The sequence below is a fragment of the Chitinophaga sancti genome (assembly GCF_034424315.1).
In the GTDB taxonomy this organism is placed as follows: domain Bacteria; phylum Bacteroidota; class Bacteroidia; order Chitinophagales; family Chitinophagaceae; genus Chitinophaga; species Chitinophaga sancti.
The window spans coordinates 4,498,212-4,518,961 of sequence record NZ_CP139972.1; the positions used below are offsets into that span (position 1 = coordinate 4,498,212).

Below are 20,750 nucleotides of genomic sequence, written 5' to 3' on the forward strand. Positions count from 1 at the left end.
TTGTGATTTAAAAATGAGCGGCCACGCTTTGCCTGGCCGCTTTATCGGATTTAATTGAAGATTATATCATAGTTGATCAACTTGCTCCTGGCTGGTTCTGTGTTGGCTTTTTGTTGAACAGGAGCTGTTAATGGGTTATTGGTGATCGTATTTGCAGGGACTATTTCTTGTTGTTGTAGCTTCCCAAGATGCTCTGCAACAGACTTAAAATCAGACGCACTGTAGATATGATATTGGCTACAATAGTACAAGGTTTCAAGCGCTAAGACTGGTTCCAGCTTATTTACTATAGTCTTTAGCAATTGTATCTGATCGCGTATATATCGCGGTTTCTCTGTCTTAAGTTGGAAGACCCATCCCAATGCCTCCTTCTGATCAGTAAAAAGAGTCGCAAACTCTTGCATCATCTCCAGGATTGCCCGGGATTTGTCTCTACCATGGTCAGTTTGTAAGATCTTCTGTCCTTTAAGTGGTGAGATTATATGGCGACAAAGCTCTTGTTTTTCGGTATTTAAAATAACTAATTCCTGTTCTTCCCTGATCACCAGTACCCGGCTTTGACGATCTTTATATGTGCCAAGTGGCAATGAGTAAAAATTACTTTTCCAACTGATTGTGTTATCTTTTCGTACAGCATAGGAACTATATTCTGGTTCCATCATTTTAACAGGGGTATAGGGATATAGAAAGGTCACTTCATTTTCCATTTCTTCAGCTGGTATTAACTTTGTGGTGCCGTGGATTAATGCATTGGCTGTACGTTTGAGCCAGGCCAGTACTTCTTCATTCACCAACTGAACATCTTTAAAAAATCGCCCATATAGAAAATTTCTTTTCACATACTTTACGACATTTTCTATTTTCCCCTTGGACTCAGGATCTGCCGCACGGCAGAAATAGGTTTTAAGAGGTCGCTGAGAGATATACTGCCGAAAATGTTCGGTAAGGATCAGATCTCCCCAATTCTCGTCAACCATAAATAATCGGTCCTGGTCATAGACAAGTTCCTGAGGCATGCCCCCAAAATGGCTAAAAGCTCTCTCATGTGCTTCTATAACCGTAATGGTAGTAAATGGTCGATCTGTAAATAATACGTATTTAAAGCGCGAGCGGGATAGACTCATACAGAAAAACTGTACTTTGCGCGTTCGTCCTTCAGTAGTTCGCATGTTATAAAAGCCAAAATCAACCTGAGCTTGCTGCCCATAAGGTAGTTCTGCTACCATCTGATATTGCCGGGTTGGCTCTTCCACAGAAAGGCTGTACTTAGCCCTGATGGCCATAACAAAATTATAAACTGTTTTAGGGCTGATTGGTCCAAAACCGGGAAACTGTTCTTTTAATAAATCATGGATTTGAGCAGAAGATGTATCTGGAAGACTTCTCAGGCGATTATATATAAAATCTTCAAATTCCAGAAGTAGTTTCTTTCGACCCTTTTTCTGTTGGCTGATAGTTAAAAAATCCTCCTCACTCATTGAGAGTTGCAGTTTGACCGTACGCCAGTTTAGTCCTGTTATCCTGGAAATTGATCGAATAGAGTGTTTATCCCGGTAAAGTTGATGAATACGCTGGTAAGTCATAAGTTTGTTTAAATAGTTCATTTAACCCTGTCTTTGTGATGATTGACAAAGGTTGAAAAAATCCCTCCGGGAACAATCCTGGGGGGATGAACTATGTAACAACTGTAATCTTAGTGATGCATTAATGTTACCATTATTGCTGTAGCATTGTTACCGAATCTGCTGCACTCATATTTACCATTTTTGCTGCATTATTATTTACTGCTTACACAACCGAAAGTACCTGGTCTTTGAAACGATTTATTATGGATTACTGAAGAAATATAACTCATTTATATCGGACAGCCGACTGAAAGGGTTAAGTATTCGGAATTTGAAAATCATTGATAGTACAACGATTTCATTGTTCAGTGAGATACTACAAGGCGTAGGCCGTAACCGATTGGACGGTTCCCGGAAAAAGGGAGGCATCAAAGTACATACCCTAATGGATGCATTTAGCGGAGTCACAGAGTTTGTGAGGATTACCCCTGCCAAAGAGCATGACCGTAAGTTCCTGTATCACCTGAAGTTGAAGGAAGGTAGTTGGATAGTTTTTGATAAGGCATATAATACATATCACCATTTTGCCAAATGGACTGCTCAAAAGGTGTGGTTCGTTAGCCGAATGAAAGACAATGCTGTATTTCATGTAACAAAAGTGCTGGTGGATAAAACGAAGAAAAAGCAAGCCATTGGCGTTATAAAAGAGCAATATATCACAGTGGGTATTAAAACAAATGGAACTGTGACTGAACGGCTAAAGCTGCGACGGGTTATTTATAAAGCCAAAGATGGGAAAAGATATATTTATATAACCAATGATTTTACTTTACCGGCATCCAAGATAGCTACTATCTATAAAAATCGATGGATGATAGAGCTGCTCTTTAAGCAGATTAAGCAGAACTTCCCATTACGATACTTTTGGGGAGAAAGTGATAATGCTATCAAAATGCAGGTCTATTGTGTACTAATCGCTCAGTTGCTAATGGTCGTGATCCGGAAAAAGGCGGCTACTAAAAAATCATTTGCGAATATGATTACCGTAATCCGATTGCATTTAATGAGTTATGTGGACCTGCTTGAGTTTATAAAAGACACTTATAAAGCATGGAGGAAAACACATAATGCGTCATTTGCCTTTTCCACGTAATTAAATAGAGGGGAGCTCCCCTTGAAATCGCAACATTAAATTTTAACCCTGTATGCCTTGACTGCAAAGCATACAGGAATATTTTACCCCGGAGTTACCCGGACAACAATGATTTAGAAATATTAATTTATATCCCTTCGACGCAGTCCTCATTATAACATTGTTATAATAATATCATATCCTCTCTTAGCTATCGAAATAAATAAAGCTAGTAATAAAATCATAATTATTAACCATTGAGTAACCATTACCACCTTCAACTCTAAGAACAAAACCGATAGCAATTACTAATACATCCCAAATAGGAAAGTTCTTTAATAAAAAACAGTAAAGATATTAATGATAAAATATAGATTTAATATCAAGATAAATTAATTGGAGCGCCAGATGTAGATACAATCGCTATAAATAAGCAAATTAGAAAGAGTAGAAATGCATTAAGAACCGAAATCTCGCCTGAAGCTATAGGGCGTTTACATTTTTCCGGATGAAGTTTGTCAAATTTCACGTCAATAATGTCATTAATGATATATATACTACTTGCAACTAAACTAAAGGATATTACTCCAATCAGCACAGAAAAAAACCTGGACAAATCAAAAATTTCTCCTGCAAAAAATAGAGAAATATAAAAATGAATTTTTAACCCAATGAGATGGTCTTAAAATTTTCAAGTAGATCATTTTTAATAGCTATAATATTTAAACCACTATATAGCCACTTAAAGTCAAAAACGGATGAATAAACAATTAATAACTCCGCATATGAAACACGTATCTAATATACGGCTGTTTCTATTTTCTACACGTTGGAAACAAAGAATATTTTCTTATAGTACACAGAGATAAGGATGCAATTGCTATAATGAATACTAGTTCTCGCGATTATGTTCATTAAATTCACTTTGTACCATATGCACCTGAATTTTTTTCTCATAATAGCGGCCAAACTTGCTAAGGTTTAAAATCGAAGACCTTACTGGTATCACTAACCACACCTCAAATAGTGAAATCATAAAATTGTTGTGAGGTTTGATTTTATTGAGGTTTGGCAGTTATTGATAATCCATTTAAAATTGCATCAACAAGGTTTTAAACCTTGCCAAAGGCATTGAGATTAGTACTAGATATACTTTCTCAAATGATTTTTCAATATAGCTCAGAGCAAACACTTCCTTAATTATCTACATTGTTTCTCAATATCAATTTTGTGAATAAAAACTACCGGAGTATTGATATATTTTTAATTATCTAATTCCTGAAATTATCTTGAGTTTGTTCCAACAATTTTAATGCCTAAATACCCAATAGATTGGCTTATAATTTAAGTCATATTCTTTGTATAATGATTAACTATTTGTTTTCTACAGATATACTTTTACGATATCAAGATATTATTATTTATCCTAAGTATATTTCATATACAGATTTGTAAGTTTACAGTGTTAAAGTAAAAAATGAATTCACTCTTTATTTTTAAGATATAACAGCTCATATCTTACTTATCTTCCAGTTATTTCTAATTGATGAAATATTTATCGAGATAAAAAAGTACAAATATTTCTCTATATTTTGATCTATAATTTTATTTACCCAGATATTAATTAAAATTTAGGGGGTTAAAAAAAAATATTTTATACTATGAAAAATAATTTTATTCTTAGTGCCATCGGTTTAATAACCATTGTGGGTGCTGCATTAGCGTTTAAATCCCAACACAGATTTAATGGTACATTATTTTGTTACACTACTATTGGTGACAGTAGTAAATTCACTGCAGTACTCGCTACAAAGTATTCGCAGAACGTTTTTAGTGGTCACACTCTATTCTGTACAGTTCCTGGAATTAATGTTGCATATAAACAGTTGCAAGTTGAACCAAAACTATAATACAACTAAAATTATCTTTCTTCCAAGATAAAGCGTAAAACGGTTGCCTTCTATGTTTATAGAGGAAGCCGTTTTAAAAAAAATTCCTGTCGAAGATGTTCTTTTTCAATAGAGGTCGAAAGAAAATCTATTTACCAAGTTATTCGACATAATACGTCTCTCTCCAAATTAACTCTTTTTAGTTCTCATTCAAATTAGTGATTTTTCAAGGCAATTGAATTGATACACCATGTAATTCAGCCTTCACACATAAAATATCCATCCACTGTATGGTATTTCATCATCCCTTTTAACTTTGTTAGCTACCCTTTGATTACATCAATATAAGGATCTAACTAATGTTGCAGCTAATCTCTTATAAATCCAAGACCATTATTAATTTCTAACTCATGTGTCAAATCCAGCATTTCAATTAACCTTTCCAGTACCCGTATAACTCGTAGGACTGTAAAGATATATTTATTTCAATCTACAAGGGTTTCCCTGTCGTAATCATCTATAACATTCAACAACCGAAAACATCAACCATCAATCAAGCCATCAGACATGAGGTCCATAATCCACTGTTTCTGGACTCTGGAACTGTCACTGGCTGCTTAATCCGTTCAGGAAATCTTCGTTTGATCGTGCCTATAATGCTCAATTTTAACAGCTTACGCACTTCATAAAGTCGTTTATGATATCATGGATGACTTTTTCAGAAGATGCTAACACTTTCATAAGCCGAGAGAACTATGTTTCTTTATCAGCTCTTTTAGAGAACCCATGAGCAGAGTAACATTATTTCTACACATTGGAATCAAAGAATAATTTCTTATAGTAAACTGAGATCAGGATGCATTTACTATGATGTATATTAGTCTCCGCGATAACTTTTATTAGGTTAACATCACTCCCAAACACACATCTACATTAAGATCGATTTAAGTAAGATAACAAAATATCAATTCAAAAAGAAATTCTTTCGCTCATTTGAGCCAATATATAAATCTATAAATAATTTAATTATGCAGTCTTCTGTTTTTAAATTAAATAGGCACATCATTATATCTATTTCACTAATACTCCTCTTGGCACCATTGTTTTTTGGGGAGTATTATATTCTTCTATACACAAAAGGTATTTTTTCCTATTCATTGGACGATCCGTTTATTCATATGGCAATAGCCAAAAATATAGTACTACATAATACATGGGGAGTTACTAAATATGAGTTTGCATCTGCATCCTCCTCCATATTATATCCATTAGTATTAGCAATCTTTTTCAAATTTTTTGGGGTAAATATAATTGCACCTTTTATCATAAATATAATAGCGGCAATTATATTAATAATCTTAATCCAAAAGAGATATCATAAATTAGGAATACCTCCAATTTTTCAATTATTAGGATTAACTGGAATAATATTTCTTACCCCACTTGCTTATATAATAAGCACTGGAATGGAGCACACGCTTCAAATCTTATTCTGCTATTTAATTATTTTTTCTTTTGCTGATTGGATTACACATGAAATTAAAAATGGAAATAAGAAATGGAAAATCCCATTACCCTTATATATATATGGTATGCTTGTCACCAGCATAAGATACGAGGGCATTTTTATCATAATAACAGTATGCTTAATCTTGTTTTTCTTAGGTAAAATAATACCTGTTATAATATATGGTTTTATTTCTGTTTGTCCTGTATTAATATATGGCTTTTACTCTAAACTCCATGGTGGATTCTTTCTTCCCAATTCTGTAATACTAAAATCCGATAATTTATCGCTATCAGCCAACAGCTTAGTTACTTTTTTCACAAGGATTCCTGAAAAATTATATTACCCTCATGCTATGATGCATGACCTATTAATACAAAAAACATTGATAATTTTACCTCTCCTATATTTTCTATTTAAAAATAAAATACCTGATAAAACTAACATAAGGTATTGTATAATATTAATTACTGCAATCACTGTCACTCATCTCCTATTTGCAAAAATTGATTTCTCCTACAGATACGAGTCATATCTAATCGTAATGTGCCTTGTCCTTGTCTTTTGCATTATTCCTTATATTAGTTTTGACTTTGAAAACTTTAAAATTAATAGCTCATCAATTATAAGTATTGGACTTTCAGTGTACTTAGTGATCCCATTTCTTGAAAGAGGTTTCGATTCATCAAGTACTATTGTGCCTATTAGTAAAAGATATTTTAATCAAAACTATAGTATGGCACAATTTATACATAAATATTATGATGGTGTTCCCATCGCTGTTTACGATTTAGGCGAAGTATCTTACTTCAATAACAATAGTTATATTTTAGATATAGGGGGATTAGGAAATAATGAAGTAGCCAAAAGCTATCATGGAGGATATTATAACTACAATTTTATTAATAATATTGTAAAAGAGAAAGATATAAAAATTGCAGCTGTATTTGATATTTCTATTCCATCCCAAATCCAATCAAAATGGAAAAAAGTTGCAACGTGGCATTCTCTTGATTTTGAAATTCCACATTATGATTTGCAATTTTATGCAGTAGATTCGACCTATACAGCCAATTTACTAGCTAACCTAAAAAACTATGAGAAAGTAGTTCCCAAAAATGAGATTATAACCTATTATGAATAAATATTTAACAATTCGAATGTTATTTTTCATGAATAAACGCAAATACTCACCTATAATGCAAATAATCATGGGAAGACATAACATGAAAATATTTATTATATGAAAATTAAATTATTGCTGTTTCTCATTTTAATAATTCTTACTTCAAATAGTTACTCTCAACCTAGCCAAGGATATAATAAAAATTACTATCCATTATCGTCTGGTAATATTATTTCAGATAAGAATTTTTATTTAATCGCAGTACTTAGCAAATATCCCCAGGTAACTGATTTACTAAAGGGCAATAAAGAATTATCGAAAATTTTAACAAAGAACCTTCATCGAATCCATGAAATATCAATTGATAGCAGTGAGAAAATAAATTGTGATTCAATATTCAATGAATTCTTATGGCGAAGCAATGATTCAGCCAAACTAATTCGAATTTTAGACGAGTTATACACAACAAACAATCGCTCAATAGACTCTTTAATAAATACCCATTTAAGACCTTCTGGATATTATCAGAGATACATCAATTTGACTAACAAAGATTATTTTATCAAAGTTTGGAATCAATACTTCTATGGAATTAATAATATAATTAGGCAATATGGAATAGGGCAAAAAATTCATTATCCTAGAATTGACTCAGTTAGTTATCCTGTAAAAGGAGAATATTATCAGGTTTTCTTAAAATCAATGCTAACATTCATCGATTCGAAAGCAGATAATTTTACAGTTTTTTTTCAGCCCTCTCTTCAAATCGCTTTACGTCTATTAGATTACAATGATCGCGATGAGCCTGCTAGATTTGAACCATTAGAAAGTGGTGAAAATAAAAAAGCTATTGAGTATATAAAAAATATCAACTGGAATAAATACCAATATTCTTGCATAATGATTCCAGGGGAAGGGCCCGAATTATACACAACTCCAATTTCTCCCGGAGGTAAATTACGCTGTGAATTAGCTGCAGACAGATTTGCAAAGGGCTTTGCTCCATTAATTATTTTGAGTGGGGGCTATGTGCACCCTTTTCATACCCCCTATTGTGAAGCTTACGAAATGAAGAAATATCTAATTAATAAATACAATATACCAGAACAAGCAATAATTATTGAACCTCAGGCAAGACACACTACAACTAATTTCAGGAATGCTAATAGATTAATAATAAGATATAATATACCTACTGAAAAATCCGCATTATGTGTAACTACAAGTGACCAATCGGCATATATATTAACTCAAGATTTTGATGATAGGAATATAGAAGAACTTGGATATATTCCTTATTATAAAAAGACAAAAATATCGTCTCAAGATATCTCATTTTTCCCCATAATTGAAAGCTTACATATGGATCCACATGATCCCTTAGATCCTTAATGAGTTATATATCAAGCTCAAAACCGTATGTACACCTTTTGTATACCTACGAAAGGATAGCCAAACATTTATTTATTGCTCGCACAATAAGTACCAATTTGATAATAATTTCTTTTTCATTTTAGTCAGCATTAGGGTGACTGTAGAATCTGAAAAAATCAGGTTAATTATAATATTGTATTTTTATATCATCGGATAATTTACTCTTAAAACTGTTTAAATTATGCTTTAGCTCCAAGGCTAATGTGGAATCAATTGCATAAAGTTGGAAATCAGTGTTAAAATAATTAATATGATAAGCAGAATGCCATGAGGCAACTTTAACCCATCTAGCTTTTTGTAAGGGTAAACAATATTCATCAAACAACACAGCTAATGTAACTTTTCTTTCCTCCAATTTTTTACAATAAAAATCAAGTGTATTATAATTTCCTTTCACACTTTTTGTGACATCCGTATTTCCAAGACCGCCAAAATCTAAGTTGTTTCCTTTATTATAATATGCAATTACTCCTAAATCATTAATTGCCGTGTTAGTATTATCATAATATTCATGCAAAAACATTCCTACTAAATAATTACGATTAAAAGTATATTTGCAAGCATCAGATGTAAAACGAAATGCATCCCATGACCTGAAAATAAATGGTATAACCAAAAATAGGCCTATAGATATTAATATCATTTTAGACCATTCCCATGAAAAGATGTTATTATCGATTTTTGAAGTTAAAATAAAAGAGTGTATATATATTATGGTTAATCCAACAAAATATGCTTCATACCTAAAAAACCATCCCATTCTGCCAAAAAAAATATGAGTAATAATGGTTCCGAATAAAATAAATATCCCAAAATGATAGTACATTTTATTTCTAGAAGAAGCGATAAATAACACATAAGAAAGTGGCAATAATAATAATGTTTGTTTTGGAACAATTTGACTCCAATTATATGCTGTGGAATATAGCTTCACCCAAACTCCTTCTGAAATAAATTCAGTGAATGATATTAAATCATGTGGGATACCACTAGATTTCATTAGTACTGAATTAGGAAGAAAAAGGCCCCCTTTTGAGATTGAATAAAAGCCAAATAAAACAATAGGTGCTATGGAAATAAAAAGTAACAGCAACGATCTTAAATATAGTTTACGGAATAGTAAAATCGAAAAACCAATAACAATAATAAACACACCTTCATACCTAATACTTGTTAACAAACAACCTAAAACCAGGATCTTCCCCAAAATATACCGATCACTAACATCTGAGCCATAGCTTCCCAAATATTTAGCTAAATAATCTATAAATAAAAAAGATATTAACAAATGTAATGTATGTTCCATTCCAAGAATCACTAAAACAGGTAACGGAGTTAAGAAAATTAATGAAAGCAGAATAAAAATTTGACCAATTGGTTTTATCCGGTTTTGATTAAGCCATCGTTGTAAAATAATAATCAGGACAAGAGAAGCAATTAAATTTATTGCAAAAGGAATTATTGTATAGAATCCAAAAACTTTAAATAATAATGCTATCAGGATGGGATATAAGATTGAAGAAGATGAAGAACAAAATTCATATGGTGTAGGGCCCCAAATATGGTGCAAAACTAAGTTTTTCGCTATCGACATATGAATAAATGGATCCTCTATAATATATGTCCAAACACCTTTTGTATATTTTAATACTCCCATTTCTATAATAAATATGGGTAGTAATAATGCTGAAACTGCAATAAATACTACCCATGTGGGATTAATATTTTCATGGTATTTGGACATATTAATTGGCATTACATTTTTATAACTAGTGTTTCGTTAAATATCAAATGACGTAAATATAATGTATATTTGAAGAAATATTTCCGGAGATGATACGCTATACCGTTAAATTAACAAAGAGTGAAGTTGAAGAATTACACAGCATAATAAATAAAGGTTCACATACTTCTCAAACCTTTCGTATGGCTTATATTCTATTAAATTGTGATGAGGGGAAGTACTCGGAAAAAGTGACCAACGAGCAAATAAGTAAAGTCTTGAAAGTTGGGATGCGCACAATAGATCGGGTTAAGAAGAAATTTATTGAAGAAGGCTTTGAAGGGGTATTAGAAAGACGGCCTTCAAATCGTATTTACGAGTCTAAAGTGGATGGAGATATAGAAGCGAAGTTAGTCACATTATGCTGTAGTGAGCCACCTAAAGGATTTGCTAGATGGTCATTACGGCTCCTGGCAGACAAGATGGTTGAATTAAAGTATGTAGAAAAGATCTCTCATGTAACAGTAAGAAAGGTCTTAAAAAAAATGAACTTAAGCCCTGGAAATCAAAAGGGTGGGTAATCCCACCGCATTGTAATAGCGAATTTGTGGCAAAGATGGAGAACGTGTTAGATGTATATAAAAGGCCTTATAATGCTGATTATCCTGTTATTTGCATGGACGAGTCGCCAAAACAGTTAGTCGATGAAGTGAGACAACCAGTTGCTATGAAGCCTGGTCAGGAAAGAAGAGTAGATTACGAGTACGTTAGACATGGCATGGTAAATATATTTATAGCAAATGAACCATTGAAAGGGAAGCGTTTTGTGGAGGTAACAGCATTCAAAGCCAGAAAGGATTGGGCAATGTTTATTAAAGAAATCGCAGATAAGAAATATCCCAAAGCGAAAAAGATAACCCTGGTGATGGATAATTTCAAAACGCACACGGGTGCTGCATTTTATGAGACCTTTGAACCCAAAGAAGCAAAAAGGCTGTGTGACAGATTTGAATTCATCTATACCCCAAAACATGGAAGCTGGTTAAATATGGCCGAAATAGAATTGCACGTATTGAATGGACAATGCCTGAACAGGCATATATCTACAATCGAGAAGGTAAAAGAAGAGGTCACTGAATGGCAAACTAATCGAAACAATAAGAACAGCCAAATAAACTGGCAATTCACAAACAAAGAAGCAAGAGTGATGTTAAAAAGATTGTATCCGTCAATTAATAATTAACCTAACACTAGAATAGTCCTTTCAAATATAAGATGTAAGCCTGCACTTGGATATCATTAATTAATAATGATTTTTCTTATAGGAATATTGCCGTAAACCACATCAACATTAACTTTCCCATCTTTAAATATTACATTCCCAAATCCAGTATTGGTAGAAAGAAAAGATGTAAAATTACCCACTTTGGATCCAACAAATAACGTACTGTCAACGGCATCGAATCTTACTCCCGTTAAAGCTTCCAACAATGAGTAGCTGGACATTGCCCGGGCATACCAATGTCCACATTCATACTCATCAAAAGGATTTCTTACTTTTCCATCATATCTTTTTCTACATGTCTTGACAATATTTAAACCTTCCTTAATCTGACCATTAAAAATTAAATTGGAAGCTACTTCATATTCAACCCCGGTCCAAACCTCATCAGAATAAATGAATGGAAGTGACAGCTTACCTCCATTAGGCCAGGAACATAAAAGTAAACCACCATCCTGTCCCATAGCATAAGTAGCTCTTTGTGGATTACTATGATTTGATAAATCTACTTTATAGTTATACTTATATACAGACACCAAGTGTTTTTTGACCTTAGCAGGATCAATTACATTGGACAAACCACATACCCGAGCCATCCATTCTCCAACCAATCCATCACTTAAGCAACCACCTCCATATTGATATTTAGGACCCTCTTTCTCAATTAATTTTAATGCATCTTCTGAATAATCTTTTCCATCTATTTGCTTTGCTACCTCTATCGGATCTTTTGCACTCAAACCTATCCATTTAGTCTTTTGATAAAAATAATCTCCATTAAAAAGTTGACTTTCAAAGGTAATTTTCCCTTTATTAAATAAATCACGATAAAATTTCGAATCTTCTCCTAAATAATCTTCAATTATAGAAAATGCCTTTAGCGCCCCAAGATAAAAGCTTGAACACATAGGATCAGGGCCCCAAAATTCAATATCATATGTATTATGATGTGGCTCTTCCAAGGTTCCTGTATGTCTGGGATCCCAGGTATCAATGCAATAATCCAAACTCTTCTTTACTTTAGAAAAAATAGATCTTAACCATATGCTATCTCCATTAATCCTCCATTCTCTGTAAGTTTTCATAATTCCTCCCAATTGGCCATCAGCGGCTGCATAAAAATTATGACCTACAGGTTGTATAGGTAAAGCAGATCGAAAGGTTTGATGCCCAAATGAATTTTGATTTTCCCCAAACTCAGTATTCCTTAAGCTTTTTTCTAAATGGGGAAATAGATGAGAAAGAGCCTGAGCATAATTCCAAACATGAGTACATGATCCATGGCAACTTCCAAAGTCATCGCCACAACCTTCCCAAGCCCAAAACCGACCGTCAAATTGTCTTAATACTGTTGGAGTTTTTAAAATTGTCAAATTTGCCGATACAGCTTCGATTACTTCTGGAGGAAGACTACTGTTATAAAATGCATTGGTAAAAAGATTGGTGTTTTTCCTTAATGTATCATAGTTTTTCAACCAAAAATCAGAGACTTCTTTGATATTTTTAAATTTACTGCTATACCAAGGTTTATAAAATTCAGATGATAATTCCCTTGGTTGAACGTCGACTGTTGTATCTGAGTTTTTTGTTGATTGCTGCCCAAATCTCCATTTCGTATCAGGCACATACCAAGCCATATATACACGAATCAATTTCTCTTCACCAGGCTTAAGTTTAAATGGAATAAATAAAGAAGCCCCAGGTGCATCTTTTTCCACAGTAGAGGTACTAGAAATTTTACCATCTAATAAAGAATTCCAAATCATTGTTAACGGATCAAACCAACCACCTCTAAACCAAGAGTAATTTATACTTGTAGATACCTCATCTGTAAATATAGCAAAGTCTCCATTAAAGTCCTGCCGTGTACCAGAACCTTCTTGTGACAATACAAATCCTTTAGGTATAGCATCTATATAATTTTTCCCAATCGAGCTATCATATTGATAAGGCGATTGAGGAATTGTCATAAAATTTGTCGAATTATAGGAAAAAGTATAATCCTGAGTCTTATTACTTGTATTCTTAAATTTATACTCTAATGCACCTAAAGGAAGGCTTGAATTATTTTCGTCACCTGGAATAAATGGACTCCAACCAGTGATAACCACTTCTAGTGGTAATGATTTATCTTTTAAAGTTACTATACCAAAAGGAAACTTTGCTAAAAATTCCGAATATTGAAATCTTGGAAGACCCCAATCAGATCCTGGAGCACCAACTCCAGCACTCCTCATACCATACTTTTTTCTATCGGGAACCGGACCTTCTAATACTTTAGTTCCATCTTTTAGCCCTTTAATATTTATAGCTGCGAACATTGTAGGTTCATTAAATATTTGAGGGTTGTTTCGAACAGACATGTGGGAAATAGCTCCTGTTCCTTCAAGGCAGAACATCCCAGCCCCAATACCACCTATAGGAAATGCAATTTGCTTAATATAATCTCCAGTGTATTTATCATTAAGGTAATGATACGAATTTAGGGCTTGGGAGGTTGGAGATTGAGCAAGCACAGAATTTAAAATACAAACAAATAAGCTACTTAATAAAATCTTATTTAAAGGCATATAATTAAATTGTAATAACAAATTAGAAATAAGATTTCTAATTAAAAGGATTAATATTGCCTAAGACTATAATTTGTAACATTTATCATCTCATTTTTTATGAATTATTTTTTTTGCTGTCCATTTTATAATAATCGAAGCGAATTGTAAAACGAATATAACCTCAATAGTAATTGTAAATAACAGATATCGTAAGACCACTTCTGATGCTAAAATGTTAAATCCAAAATCAATAATCCATGTTATTATTCCCAAAGCAATAAACTTTCGTTGTTCAATATTTATAAGTTTCAACCCACCTATAAAAATAAACACAGATAACATTAACAAAAATATCACATGTAATTTAAATACAATTGAAGGGAAAAAAGAGAATAAATTTGATCTAAATTGAATCGCCTCTACATTGACTTCTAAAGTCTTAAAATGAAACCATTTTTTTGTATAGTTAGAAATATTATCGCGCCTTAAAAAAAATGTAGATAGTGTAATATATAGTTCCGCAGGAGGTGAAAAATATCTAATTACATTGGGAATAATAAAGAATTTTAAATAGGCTACTGGACTGCCTTTTAATAAATATTTACCATAATCTCCATAAAGCCCGCCCACCCTCATGAATGACTTAACATCATCTACATTGGATTCACTATGAAAAACTGAATTTTTATAAATTACTAAAGGGGAATAACTCATAAAAACATAAAACCCGCCGGGCATTGGATCGTTTGTAAATAGAGTTTGCTTTCTATGGGCCGAATTATAATATCTCCGAACAATACTATCCAGTTCTCTATATTTATTAGGAATTATCCTTTGATCAGTTCTATAAATATTCTCGTATACATACAATGTGTTGTTTGCAATTTTCCAACCTCCAAATGGAGAAAATTGGGATTGCCCAGTAATTTGTTTAACCTGGTTTTGAGTAAAGAAAACAAATAATAACACTATTGCCAATTGGAATACTACACCTAAAGCCTTATAAATAAATCTGTACTGACTTAATAAAAATGCAAAGGCTCCTAGTATTGGATAATACAAAGCATGATATCTCAAAGACAAAGCCACTCCAATAAATATTCCATTTAGTATAATTAGATATTGATTTGGTCTAATAATTATTTTTACCAATATTGTAAACCAGACAATGCTAACCGAATAAAATAACCCATCTGCCATTATTAAGTTACAAGTATAGGGAATTATTGGATTAAACGAGAAGATTATCAATGTCACAAATGCCCATTTTGGAAGTTCTATCAAGTTGGCAATTGTAAAAATTAAATATAGAAATGATAACTGAAAAATTTCATATTGAATAGTCGTGAACAGGAGGTCGGAATGAGATAAAACACCGATCAGCCTAATAAAATATGAATACCCAATTGGCCAAAGGTTAATATTCAATCTCTCTGTAGCCCCCATTACATAATAATAAGAGTCCAAAACCATATTGGGATATGGATATATTATTTTAAAGGAAATCCAGATAACGATATTAACAACAATTGAAATCAATATTGTCTTTCTGTAACTATACGCAACTTTCATATTAATGATTCTGGATAAGGTAATAATAGGTGCCAGTAATATAAAATGTAAGTATTGAAATTATGGCCCGATCATATAATCTAAAAAATCTTTACAATAAATAATTGTAAAAAAGGTCAATATCCATAATACAACTGAGATTTGAATGAATCGATCTGTATAAAACACTTTAACAGGAGATCCTGTGTCATGATATACATATGTTAACTGTAAATATCTAAATAGCCCGCTCAATACGAAAACAAAAGTATAATATAACTTGTGACTACCCATTCTTAAAATTGTATCTGGAGAAAGAGTGTATATCAAATAGGAAATAACAATAGCGGATGCTACCAATGCTAATAAAACATTTAAGAAATCAAGATTATAACCTTTATTGGCCTTTCGAATTTCTTTACCTAAGGTAAGACTAATTAAAACTTCATCCCGACGCTTGGCTATTGCTAAAAAGAGAGCTAACAAAAACACCATAACTATTATCCACTCAGACAAAGCAACTGCTGCTATAACACCTCCGGCAATCAGTCTTAAAACAAAGCCAGTTGCTAAAATAAAAATATCAAGGACTGAAATATTTTTAAGCCCAATTGAGTAAAATAAATTGACAATAAAATAAATGTCCAATACTATTAAAAATCTTATTGTAAGAATGCATCCCAAAGTATGGCTCAATACTATCAAACTACAAATAATAATAGCGGCTATTTTCTTAGATATCAATCCGGAAGCTAATGGTCTATTACATTTCACAGGGTGCATCTTATCAAAATTAATGTCAAACCAATCATTTACTATATAAATTGAGCTAGCCATAAAACTAAATGCTAGCGAACCTATAAATAAAAAAAATAATCCTTTTAGATTAAAAAAACTTCCAGAAAAAAAATAAGGAACAAACAAAAACAAATTTTTCACCCAATGTTTGGGTCTCAATAATATTAGGTATTTCACTTCATTGTAAAATTAAAATAGGTTGAGTCTGAAAATGATTAATAATAAAAAGTGATAAAATAGAAAAACTAGCAATAGATTAACACTAATAAAATTGAATTTAAAATAAATAAGTGCTATAGAAATGCATTAACAGATCCGATTTCTTCCTATTCAAAACTTTTATCTACATAAATCATCTATAACAGAACATTAAATCTGAACCTAGAGCACTGCTATCACTTATCTTATTCTCATGCTAAAAAATGCTTTCTAAATAATAAGTGGTTATAACAACTCAATAATTCAAAACTGGCATTATTAAACAAAAACATTAACTTATGCCTTTGAAACGATTAATTAAGTCGTAGTAAAGAAATATCATTTTTCTCGGACAACTGGCTGAAAGTAGGAGGTATTTGGAGTCTAAAAATTATTAACAATACAACGATTCTGTTAATCAATGAGACAAACAATTTGTAAGTCATAATAAATTGGTGGTCTACCAAATGAGATAAATCGAGATCATGTCCTGATAGATGCGTTCAGTTTAGTAATAGAGTATTTCCGTAAACACCAAAGAACCTGAGTGAAATTCATATATCTTCTAAAGCATTCTGACAGTAATTGATTGTTTCTTTGATAAGGATGTCATAAAAAGGGGCAATGATGGTACTAGATCTATTGGCAGAAATATCATTTATATAGTGAAATATTTATTTTGTCAGCTGAGATTAATTTAATTTTAAATTCAATCTTATTGTAGGGGGGAAATTGGGGCGACCAGCGTAAAGTTATATTTAATAAAAAGAGCCTGGAATATATTTAATCACATAGCTCGCCTCAATTCATCCAACTCACACCCATAATACATCTTAAACTCTCTATTCAGCGTCTGCCAATTGGTATACCCCGCTGCATTTGCTATCGTTGAAAGTGGCGTAGATTTCTCTGTCAATAATTCAAACACCATTATCATCTTAGTCATCCGGATAAACCCATTCAAGGAAATAGAGTAATGTTTTAGAAAACTTCCCATCAACTCTCCTATCGGCAAATCAAACATACTTGCCAGCTGTGAATTCGTGAAAGATTGATAAGGATGTTCTAACAGGAGGTTAAATAATTGGGTTAACACGTCTAAATGGAGCACATTATCCACCTCAATGGGCAGTTGTAGATCCTGCTGAGCAAAGTTTAATAACAGATCCAGACAACAACGGTATATAAAATGTTCAGCAGGTATACCAATATGCCGACAGCTGATAGCTCGCTGAAGTAAATAACTGCATACAGCATTGATATGATAAGGGTATTTATTCAATGGGCCACTGATACCGTTCGATTCCAATTTCGCTAAACGACTAAGACCAGGATGTAATCTGGCTAGGTTCTTCAAAACATTCGGAAGAAAATTTACATGACAGGAAAGAAGCCTTTGCCCGCTCACCATTGGCACCTTATGTAAATCAGATTCTAAGTTAAAAAGATTACATTCTCTCTCTTCCAGGTTGAATGATTTATCCTCATATAACTCTACCTGAAGACTAGTGTCATACATAAAATGCAAAGCCCAGATATGCATAGGGGTGTATGGGCAAAGGATAAATGCTTCATTTGCAAACACTTCCTGTAACCAAAAGGAAAATGGACCAACCTGCTTATGCTGACTGAGTATTTCACAATATTCATCCTTTTCAAAATATACCCCTGCATAAGGTAGGATTAATTGTAAATATTCTTCTGGTATAGAAGATACATCATCATAAGCTTCATCTGTTCTTTCTATATAGAAAAGTTTTTCAGCTTTTCCTGCCGGATGTGTTATCATAGCAGTAATTTCAGTTATCTTCTTTAATGGCAGTGTTAACTTTGAGCGTTCTATTGTTTTTTGGCTAATCTGAGTATTGCTATATAACATTGCGGTGAGCAAAGCTTGGTAACATATTCCACAGTTGTATAATTATATATTATAACTGTATTATAAAATTGCCTTTATTGCAATCCCATTCAAACCGTTTTATATCTATATGTATTACTCTAAGTATCCATTATTCATCCTATTTGCGTGCTTCTTTTGCTTTACCAAAGTATTTTCACAGGAAATTATTCCTTTGTATGCCACCGGCAAGGTACCTAATGCTATAAACGGCGATATTCCAACCCTGACAGTTTACAAGCCGGAAAATGGAAAGAGTGATGGTACTGGAATTATCATTTGCTCAGGTGGAGCCTATTTAGGTGTAGCAGATGTAGTGGAGGGCATACCTGCAGCAAAGAAGCTGACGACTGCTGGCATTACCTGTTTCCTGTTGCAATATAGGGTGCCTGATGGCTCTAAAATGACACATAAGGAGACTGTTCCTGTCATGGATGCCCAAAGAGCTATTCAATACGTGCGGGAGCATGCAAAGGAATTCAAAATTGACAAAAACAAACTGGGGATTATGGGCTTCTCTGCCGGTGGTCACCTGGTCTCTACGCTTTGTACACACCTCAATGATATTTACATTGATAACCCTACAAACATCAACCTAAAGCCAGATTTCATGGCGCTGATCTATCCTGTCATTAGTTTCACTGACAGCCTCACACATATTGTCTCCCGTTTACAGTTGATTGGCCCGGACATTACTTCTGAAAAAATACACTATTATTCTAATGAGTTGCATGTATCACATAGTACACCTCCCACATTCATTGTTCATGCCATGGATGATGATGGGGTAAGCGTTAAAAACTCCCTGTACTTCTATGCAGCATTGCAACAACATCAGGTGCCCGCAAAATTATTCCTGTATGCGAAAGGAAGACATGCATTTGGAGCATATAATAAAGAAGCGACTATTCAATGGATTGATCCTTTTATTGAATGGATTAATAAGAATTAAAGTCTATTTAAGCAATAATAAAAATTAATAGTAATCGATTCATTTATTTTATCCTAAAAATATCTTAATAACAAGTTTATTATTTTAACCCCTAATGTATCCTCAAAATAAATGAATAAATTTAGACAGTCATAAGGTTAAATAGAATTCACTAATTGTCAATTCTGAAAAATGTAGTGCTCATTATTTTCTTTCTATTTAAATGAATTATGACATCTTATTTTCATAAGGTGCTAATATAAATATGTCTGCGGTTCAGTTAAACTACTCTTATTTCAAGCAAATATTAATAACATAAATTTAGCTTTTTCAGAAAAAGCATTTATCCCATGAAAAAGGCAAATTTTATTCTAAGTGTTATTGGCTTCTTGAGCATTGTAGGCGCCGCATTAGCGTTTAAAGCCCAACATAGATTTAGTGGTGCTTACTTTTGCTATACTACTGTGGGGCACATAACCCCTAATTTTCAAATTATATACACTCCAATACCAGGTGTAAGGTATTCAACAGCGCACGCAGAGAAAACATTATTATGCGCCCTTCCAGTACAAAATATTGTTTATGAATTAGTAAGAGTTAATCTGGACGAGTAACTAAAACTCATTTTTAGTTAAAACATAAAATCATAAGTTCCCAGATTATGATTTTATCCCGATAAGGATTGACAGAACTATAATCTGTAGTTCTGTTAAACTGCTATCATTTCAAGCAGATATTAATAACATGAATTTAGCTTTTTCAGAAAAAGCATTTATACCATGAAAAAGACAAATTTTATCCTAAGTATTATTGGTTTATTAAGTATTATAGGAGGTGCAGTAGCATTTAAATCCCAACATAGATTTATTGGTGCCCTCTTTTGCTATACTACAGTGGGTCGCATTACCCCTAATTTTCAAATTGTATACGCTCCAATCTCTACGAGATATTCAACAACACACCCAGAAGCAACATTATTTTGTGCTATTCCAGGCCCAAATGTTACTTATCAGTCAGTAAGAGTTAATCAAGACATGTAACTGAAAATTGCGTTTTAGTTAAAGCATGGACTTATATGGTTACCTTCTAATTAAATAGAGGTAACCATATTAAAATAAAATCCCTATATTGAAATAATTCCCCTTCAACAATACTTTAAATGTAG

General features: G+C 32.8%; 14 protein-coding genes. 7 read left to right on the forward strand and 7 right to left on the reverse strand.

From position 1 onward, the window contains the following. Positions 1 to 50 precede the first annotated feature (50 nt). Positions 51 to 1,583 (reverse strand): IS21 family transposase, encoded by a 1,533-nt coding sequence (gene istA / locus U0033_RS17220; RefSeq protein WP_322518468.1) that lies wholly within the window; start codon positions 1,581 to 1,583, stop codon positions 51 to 53. A 253-nt stretch (positions 1,584 to 1,836) separates the two neighbouring features. On the opposite strand from istA, the gene U0033_RS17225 reads away from it, so the two are divergent. Further along, positions 1,837 to 2,718, forward strand: coding sequence for an IS4 family transposase (locus tag U0033_RS17225; protein WP_326980873.1), 882 nt, complete (start codon positions 1,837 to 1,839; stop codon positions 2,716 to 2,718). 361 nt (positions 2,719 to 3,079) lie between these two features. Here the strand turns inward: U0033_RS17225 and U0033_RS33420 are convergent, their stop codons facing one another. Further along, positions 3,080 to 3,370, reverse strand: a complete 291-nt coding sequence (locus tag U0033_RS33420) for a UbiA family prenyltransferase (protein WP_083571936.1) — start codon at positions 3,368 to 3,370, stop codon at positions 3,080 to 3,082. Between the two features lie 988 nt (positions 3,371 to 4,358). Between U0033_RS33420 and U0033_RS17230 the strand changes: the two genes are divergently transcribed. From U0033_RS17230 to U0033_RS17240, 3 genes are all read left to right on the forward strand, one after another. Further along, complete coding sequence (locus U0033_RS17230; RefSeq protein WP_072366702.1) at positions 4,359 to 4,607, forward strand: hypothetical protein; 249 nt, start codon at positions 4,359 to 4,361, stop codon at positions 4,605 to 4,607. 1,007 nt (positions 4,608 to 5,614) lie between these two features. Then, complete coding sequence (locus U0033_RS17235; protein ID WP_072366704.1) at positions 5,615 to 7,237, forward strand: hypothetical protein; 1,623 nt, start codon at positions 5,615 to 5,617, stop codon at positions 7,235 to 7,237. Positions 7,238 to 7,336: 99 nt separating this feature from the next. Then, complete coding sequence (locus U0033_RS17240; protein WP_072366706.1) at positions 7,337 to 8,611, forward strand: YdcF family protein; 1,275 nt, start codon at positions 7,337 to 7,339, stop codon at positions 8,609 to 8,611. 163 nt (positions 8,612 to 8,774) lie between these two features. Here U0033_RS17240 and U0033_RS17245 read toward each other — a convergent pair whose 3' ends face one another. Then, complete coding sequence (locus U0033_RS17245) at positions 8,775 to 10,397, reverse strand: hypothetical protein (RefSeq protein ID WP_143151020.1); 1,623 nt, start codon at positions 10,395 to 10,397, stop codon at positions 8,775 to 8,777. A gap of 89 nt (positions 10,398 to 10,486) precedes the next feature. Between U0033_RS17245 and U0033_RS17250 the strand changes: the two genes are divergently transcribed. Beyond that, positions 10,487 to 11,619, forward strand: a protein-coding gene (locus U0033_RS17250; protein WP_322518458.1) for an IS630 family transposase whose coding sequence is annotated in 2 segments (ribosomal slippage) — positions 10,487 to 10,910 and positions 10,910 to 11,619 — 1,134 coding nt in all. Because the reading frame shifts where the segments join, the coding sequence is not laid out codon by codon here. Positions 11,620 to 11,675: 56 nt separating this feature from the next. Here U0033_RS17250 and U0033_RS17255 read toward each other — a convergent pair. From U0033_RS17255 to U0033_RS17270, 4 genes are all read right to left on the reverse strand, one after another. Then, on the reverse strand, positions 11,676 to 14,228 hold the full coding sequence (locus U0033_RS17255; protein ID WP_072363633.1) for a GH116 family glycosyl hydrolase: 2,553 nt from the start codon (positions 14,226 to 14,228) through the stop codon (positions 11,676 to 11,678). Between the two features lie 90 nt (positions 14,229 to 14,318). Next, the gene (locus U0033_RS17260) at positions 14,319 to 15,410 is read right to left on the reverse strand and encodes a hypothetical protein (protein ID WP_143150834.1); all 1,092 of its coding nucleotides are present in this window, start codon (positions 15,408 to 15,410) and stop codon (positions 14,319 to 14,321) included. A 432-nt stretch (positions 15,411 to 15,842) separates the two neighbouring features. After that, positions 15,843 to 16,736, reverse strand: a complete 894-nt coding sequence (locus U0033_RS17265) for a UbiA prenyltransferase family protein (protein ID WP_072363631.1) — start codon at positions 16,734 to 16,736, stop codon at positions 15,843 to 15,845. An 808-nt stretch (positions 16,737 to 17,544) separates the two neighbouring features. Next, positions 17,545 to 18,546, reverse strand: a complete 1,002-nt coding sequence (locus U0033_RS17270; protein ID WP_143150833.1) for a helix-turn-helix domain-containing protein — start codon at positions 18,544 to 18,546, stop codon at positions 17,545 to 17,547. Between the two features lie 199 nt (positions 18,547 to 18,745). Between U0033_RS17270 and U0033_RS17275 the strand changes: the two genes are divergently transcribed. Continuing rightward, positions 18,746 to 19,606 carry an alpha/beta hydrolase gene (locus tag U0033_RS17275; protein WP_072363629.1) on the forward strand — a complete coding sequence of 287 codons (861 nt, stop codon included), beginning with the start codon at positions 18,746 to 18,748 and terminating at the stop codon, positions 19,604 to 19,606. A gap of 758 nt (positions 19,607 to 20,364) precedes the next feature. Beyond that, the gene (locus U0033_RS17280) at positions 20,365 to 20,625 is read left to right on the forward strand and encodes a hypothetical protein (RefSeq protein WP_143150832.1); all 261 of its coding nucleotides are present in this window, start codon (positions 20,365 to 20,367) and stop codon (positions 20,623 to 20,625) included. The last annotated feature ends 125 nt before the right edge of the window (positions 20,626 to 20,750 follow it).